This window comes from Methanobrevibacter sp. (genome assembly GCF_017539065.1).
In the GTDB taxonomy this organism is placed as follows: Archaea; Methanobacteriota; Methanobacteria; order Methanobacteriales; family Methanobacteriaceae; genus Methanocatella.
Genome location: NZ_JAFYHP010000030.1, coordinates 53450 through 59518, shown reverse-complemented (window position 1 = coordinate 59518; position 6069 = coordinate 53450). Strand labels below are relative to the sequence as shown.

At 32.5% G+C, this 6069-nt stretch carries 10 protein-coding genes; 9 read left to right on the top strand and 1 reads right to left on the bottom strand.

Features of this window, described 5'->3' with window-relative positions; genetic code table 11:
• The first annotated feature begins 224 nt into the window (after positions 1-224).
• The 9 genes from IKS50_RS08405 to IKS50_RS08365 all read left to right on the top strand — a co-directional run bounded on the left by IKS50_RS08405 (position 225) and on the right by IKS50_RS08365 (position 5809).
• Positions 225-938, top strand: a complete 714-nt coding sequence (locus tag IKS50_RS08405; RefSeq protein ID WP_292848328.1) for a (5-formylfuran-3-yl)methyl phosphate synthase — start codon at positions 225-227, stop codon at positions 936-938.
• A 14-nt stretch (positions 939-952) separates the two neighbouring features.
• A complete protein-coding gene (gene guaB / locus IKS50_RS08400) occupies positions 953-2437 on the top strand; it encodes an IMP dehydrogenase (RefSeq protein ID WP_292848325.1) in 1485 nt (494 codons plus the stop codon).
• Positions 2438-2658: 221 nt separating this feature from the next.
• On the top strand, positions 2659-2928 hold the full coding sequence (gene rpl37A, locus IKS50_RS08395) for a 50S ribosomal protein L37Ae (RefSeq protein WP_292811270.1): 270 nt from the start codon (positions 2659-2661) through the stop codon (positions 2926-2928).
• A 2-nt stretch (positions 2929-2930) separates the two neighbouring features.
• Positions 2931-3062: a DNA-directed RNA polymerase subunit P gene (locus IKS50_RS08390; protein ID WP_082706360.1), complete on the top strand. Its 132-nt coding sequence runs from the start codon at positions 2931-2933 to the stop codon at positions 3060-3062.
• Positions 3063-3103: 41 nt separating this feature from the next.
• Positions 3104-3589: a Brix domain-containing protein gene (locus tag IKS50_RS08385; protein WP_292848322.1), complete on the top strand. Its 486-nt coding sequence runs from the start codon at positions 3104-3106 to the stop codon at positions 3587-3589.
• The gene (locus tag IKS50_RS08380; RefSeq protein ID WP_292848319.1) at positions 3582-3848 is read left to right on the top strand and encodes a KEOPS complex subunit Pcc1; all 267 of its coding nucleotides are present in this window, start codon (positions 3582-3584) and stop codon (positions 3846-3848) included. The genes IKS50_RS08385 and IKS50_RS08380 overlap by 8 nt, the downstream gene beginning before the upstream one ends.
• A gap of 27 nt (positions 3849-3875) precedes the next feature.
• Positions 3876-4223 (top strand): prefoldin subunit beta, encoded by a 348-nt coding sequence (locus IKS50_RS08375; RefSeq protein ID WP_292848316.1) that lies wholly within the window; start codon positions 3876-3878, stop codon positions 4221-4223.
• A 34-nt stretch (positions 4224-4257) separates the two neighbouring features.
• A complete protein-coding gene (locus tag IKS50_RS08370; protein ID WP_292848313.1) occupies positions 4258-4542 on the top strand; it encodes a DUF3194 domain-containing protein in 285 nt (94 codons plus the stop codon).
• Between the two features lie 577 nt (positions 4543-5119).
• A complete protein-coding gene (locus IKS50_RS08365; RefSeq protein ID WP_292848310.1) occupies positions 5120-5809 on the top strand; it encodes a HisA/HisF family protein in 690 nt (229 codons plus the stop codon).
• On the opposite strand, the gene IKS50_RS08360 is transcribed toward IKS50_RS08365, so the two are convergent.
• On the bottom strand, positions 5801-5980 hold the full coding sequence (locus tag IKS50_RS08360; RefSeq protein ID WP_292848307.1) for a hypothetical protein: 180 nt from the start codon (positions 5978-5980) through the stop codon (positions 5801-5803). The genes IKS50_RS08365 and IKS50_RS08360 overlap by 9 nt on opposite strands.
• Positions 5981-6069: the final 89 nt, after the last annotated feature.

Here is a 6069-nt window from a genome sequence, read left to right as displayed (position 1 = left end):
GAGTATTTGTTTTTTGGTTATGCATAATAAAAACTTTTACTCCACCTATTTATTAAATTTAACTATTTTTAAGCAAAATTAAAAATTACAAACTAATTTTCATTAAAAAATTTCAAATCAACAAAGTTTTTGAAAGAGTCATTTTCTTTAAAAACAATAATATTATAAATAATAAAGAAGTAATATTATTATATTATAAAATTATATTTTATTGGAGGAAATTTATGCTTCTATTGATAAGTCCTATAAATCGTGAAGAAGCTCTCGAATCTATTGAAGGTGGAGCAGATATTGTTGATGTGAAAAACCCTAAGGAAGGTTCCCTTGGAGCTAATTTCCCATGGGTTATAAAAGAAATCAGGGAATTAACTCCTGAAGACAAGCTTGTCAGCGCTACTTTAGGGGATGTGCCTTACAAACCTGGTACAGTTTCACTTGCAGCAATGGGCGCTCACGTTTCCGGGGCGGATTATATTAAAGTTGGATTATATGGAACAAAAGACCATGATGAAGCGGTTGAAGTCATGGAAAACGTTGTAAAAACTGTAAAAGATGTTAGTGAAGATACAATTATTGTAGCGGCAGGTTATGCTGATGCTCACCGTGTAGGTGCAGTCGACCCGATGGAAATACCAAAGGTTGCAAAGGATGCAGGATGCGACCTTGCAATGCTTGACACTGCTGTTAAAGACGGTCATACATTATTTGATTATTTGGATATTGATCAGTTAAAAGAATTTGTGGAAGAAGCTCACAGTTACGGCTTATTGACTGCACTTGCAGGTTCTGTAAAAAAAGACCAATTAAAACCATTACACGATATCGGCTGTGATGTCGTTGGTATTAGAGGAGCTGCATGTATTGGTGGAGACAGAAATACTGGTAAAATACACCACACTGCAGTAGCTGAACTTAAAGAATTATTAGATTCATTTTAATTTAGGTGTTATTCATGTCATTTTCAAAAAAAGTACAAGAAGCAAGAATGTCTTACACTTTCGATGATTTCCTTTTAACCCCTAATGCAAGTTATGTTGAACCAAAAGACATTGATACTAAAATTGAATTAGGAAAAGGAATTAAATTAAATATTCCGGTTTTAAGTGCTGCTATGGATACTGTTACAGAAGCAGAACTTGCAATAGCTATGGCACAAGAGGGAGGAATAGGTGTAATTCACAGAAACATCACACTTGAAAGACAAGTTGAAGAAGTTAAAAAGGTTAAAAATGCTGAAGACTTAACCATTCGTGATGTTGTAACTATTACTCAGGATTCTACTGTTGCTGAAGCTGAAGCAATAATGCGTGATGAGCTTATCAGCGGTTTGCCAGTTGTTGATGGTGATGAAATTATTGGAATTATATCTAAAAGAGACATAAGGCCAGTTTTAAAATCTGAACCAACAACAAAAATTAAAGAAATAATGACTTCTGATGTGGTCACTGTTGAAGAGGGAGTTTCTTCTGAAGAAGCATTGAATGTTGCTTATGATAATAAAGTTGAAAGACTTCCTGTTGTTCGTGATGGCAAATTAGTAGGAATCATTACAATTAAAGATATTTTAAATCAGTCACAATATCCTAATGCGGCAAGAGATAAAGACGGCAATTTCTTAGTCGCCGCTGCATGCGGACCATTCGATTTAGAAAGGGCAATGGCACTTGACCAAGCCGGTGCGGACATCATTTCAATCGACTGCGCTCATGCCCATAACATGAATGTAGTCAAATTCACTGAAACTATTAAGGATAATATCGATGCTGAATTATGTGTTGGTAACATTGCAACTGCTGAAGCGGCTGAAGACTTAATTTCAATGGGTGTAGATGCACTTAAAGTAGGTATCGGTCCGGGTTCAATGTGTACCACCCGTATTGTAGCTGGTGTCGGTGTACCGCAATTGACTGCAATTTCTGATGTTGCTGATGCAGCAGCCGATTATGACATCCCTGTTATTGCTGATGGGGGTATTAGATATTCAGGAGATGTTGCAAAGGCTATTGGTGCAGGAGCTGATGCAGTAATGCTCGGTAACTTGCTTGCGGCATCCCTGGAAGCGCCTGGTGAAATTGTTATCATGCATGGTAAACAATACAAAAAATACCGTGGAATGGGATCAATGGGTGCAATGACCAGCGAATATGATGGAGGAGCAGACAGATACTTCCAAGGCCAAAAAAGTAAAATGAACCACACAAAATATGTTCCAGAAGGAATTGAAGGTGCAGTACCATATAAAGGAACAATTGCTGAAATCCTATTCCAGCTGGTCGGTGGTTTAAAATCCTCTATGGGTTATTGTGGTGCTAAAGATATTAAAACAATGCAAGAAAAAGCAAACTTTGTTAGAATTACAAGTAGTGGAATTAAAGAATCTCACCCTCATGACTTGTTAATCACTAATGAAAGTCCTAATTATCCAACACTTGATTAGTTGGATATCATTTTAAATTTTTTTGATGAGAAGTTTGAAATTGACAAAAATGATTTATAGGCAAAAATTTTTCTCATCAAAAAGTCATTTTTTGCTTAAAATACTATTTTTAAGCAAACCTTTAAATATTAGTTAGTCTAATATTATCATATTAGATTATTTTATGATTATTTTAGATAATCAATTTATTTTAAATTTTAATTATTACGGAGAGAATATAAATGGCAAGAACTAAAAAAGTGGGTATTACAGGAAGGTTCGGTGCAAGATACGGAAGAAAAGCAAAAAGATCTGTTAAAATCATTGAAGAAAACATGAAAAAAAATCATGTTTGCCCTAAATGTGATAGACCTTACGTAAAAAGACAAGCTGCTGGAATTTGGAAATGCAGAAAATGCGGTGCAGTTTTCACTGGAGGAGCATACATACCTCAAACTCCTATGGCAAAATCTGCAGCACGCAGTATCAGAGACATTAAAGTGGAGGAATAGCCTTGTACAGGTGTCCACGTTGTGGAGCAGAAGTAGACCATAAAAGCTACATGGAAAATAAATGTCCTAAATGCAGATATAGGATTTTATTTAAAAATGTTCCAGAAACCACTAGAATTATAAAAGCAAGATAATACCTTTGCTTTTACTAAATTTTTTACTATTTTTGATTTAAATGTTAATCTCAACTTCTAGAAAACCTTCTCAAAAAACTAGAAAGTTCTGTAAAAATTTGGCTCGCGTAACAGGTTCAACCTCAGTCAATAGGGGCAAAATGAATATGCGCGAGTTGCTGCTGAAGGCATTAGAAGTTGATGAATATAATTTAGCTATTGTTAATGAAATCAAAGGAAATCCTAGTAGAATTTCTTTCTTTTCAAATAAAGGGGAATTATTGCTCACAATACTTATAGGAGTAACTCTTGATAATGAGAAAACCAATATTGCCCCTTCACAATTGAAAATAGTGTCTGAAGTAAAGCAACTTGACGTGTTAAGTGATATTTTAGACTTGGATTTAGTATATGAAGCTGAGGAAAACTATATTCTAGTTTCTGAAAGTGAAGATTCAGTGGCTAGAATCCATTTCATTAATAAATTTGGAGATAAGTTGAATTTCCAGATTAATGTTAAAAAGGTTTTAGAGGTCTCAAATGATTGATGAAAGTCCTCTGGAACGAGTTAAAAGCAATATAACTGTTGAATTTGAAAGTAGTGGTCAGGCTAAAATTGTCTATGATGCAATAATTTTAGAATTTGAAACTGCTCCTGATTTTAGGTCATCCATGACTATCAGGTTAGATGGGCCTAATATCATTATTGATATTGATGCGGAAGATTCTACATCATTTAGAGCTTCTGTCAATTCTGCAATAAAGTGGATTAAATTAGCATTAGAAATAAATAATTTAACAAATTAAACTTATATAATAATTAAAGGTGATAATATGGAGATTCCTGAAAACATTCAAGAACAATTAAATCAGTTTCAACAATTACAACAACAAGCTCAAGCTGTAAGCATGCAAGTTCAAAATGTTGAAGTACAAATTCAAGAAACTGAAAAAGCGTTAGAAGAACTCAAGAAAACCGATGAAAATACTGAAGTATTTAAACAAGCAGGTACTTTACTTATTAAAGTGGACTACAATGATGCTTTAGCTGATATGGAAGATAAATTAGAAACTCTCGAGTTAAGAAAACAGACCATGGCTCGTCAAGAAGAAAGGGTTATGAAAAAACTCGAAGAAATGCAAGCTACTATCCAGGCAGCTATGCAAGGTATGGGCCAATAGGCTTAAACCTTCATTTTTCTTTTTTTAGATTTTTATGTCAAAACTGAAAGTATTAACCCAAGATGATCTTGCAACCATTTCCGATGATTTCGGCGAAATCTTAGAAAGCGAAGTTTCAAAAGCTTTGCCAGCTAAGGAAATTGAGGATTTGGATTTGGACATTCTTTTAAACTACGAAAACAATCAATTAGATGTTGATGTTGATGTTGGAGTTAGTTTTGATGAGCTATCTGAAATTACTCAAGAACAAATTGCCCAAGCTATTGATGAAGCCTATATAAAATTTGATTCCTATATTGACGAGAATTTCAGAGTTTAATTATTTTTTTTCAAAACTCTATTATTACTTTTTTTATCTTTTTTATTATAATAAGTATTACTTTTTTACAAAAAAGTATTTATACTATAAAGTATAATTTTTATATAGAGTTTGGAGTAATCTCAATAGCTTAGCAAATTAAGGACAAACACGTAATACTATCTTTCAAATTCCCTCTTTCAATTACTTCAAACTTCATTCACTCTTACTTTTTTCAAATTAACTTTATCAAGCAAATTTTATAATATTTTACATATTTTCAGGCTTTCAAAATTTAGTGTTTTATGATTTTTAGATATTTTGACATTCATGTAAATATTTTTGACATTAAATTGACGTATTGTTTATTATTTTTGAGAAATATTATAAATTATTTATTCAAGTTTACTTTAATTTTTCTAAATTATAGTAACATTTATATACTATGCAAATTAATTTAATAAATAAGGGGTTCATAGCATATTGTTATAACCTTAAATTGATCATTATTTTTTATATACTCGAGAGTTGCTGAAAAACATTTCAGTTTCTCTCACCTCCTTAAGTTTTTAATACTAGTTTTTCCTAATTTTATATTATGATTAAGAAAATTCCAGTCATAGATTTAAAACAACACCAGGCCGTAAGCGGCAAATCAGGAATGAGAGACACTTACCAACCATTGAATACCGTTTTTGCCCCATCAGCCAATCCAGTCGATATTGCTCAGGGTTTAAGACTGAACGGTGCGGATGAAATGTACATTGCGGATCTGGATTTAATCGAATCTAAGGGACATAACATCAATGATATTAAAATGGTCAATACAATCATCCCTGTCATGTTTGATGGAGGTGTTAAAAATTGCGAATCTTTTGAATTTTTCTTAAATTATGCTTATAAGGTAATAATTCCCACTGAAACTCTTGAAAGTATTGAAGAGATGGAAAAAATATTTGAAAAATATCCAAAAGAGAGAATTGTTGTAAGCATTGACACTAAAAATAATGAACTGCTTGCAAATCACTTGGACTTAAGCTTATCCGATTTGAAAGAGATCTTATTAAGATTGAATCCAAATGAAATCATCCTTTTGGACATTACTGGTGTCGGTACGGAAAAGGGATATAACAAAAAATTACTTGAAGAATTCAGCGAGCTTAAAGATAAATTAATAATTGCAGGTGGGTTAAATAGGGATTCTTTAGGTGAATTAGAATCATTAGGCATAAAAAAAGTGTTGATCGGAACTAGTCTTCATTCAGGCGAAGTTAAACTTCTAGACTAGGACACTTAAAATCACATATGGGAATACGCATGCTATAATGAATAATGTAACGCCTAAAGCTAATTTAGCTTTATCCTCTTCCAGGGATCCGGAAATAATTAATATAAATGAGAAAAATCCGAAAATTACCGGAAGAATATGTGAAAATATTGTAGTTCCAACTATTGCCATTTTAAATCACTACTATAATTTTAGGTGTTTAGTTATATAAACTTAACTTTAAGTTTTTTTCTTTAGAGATTAAATAACCTTTTTATATT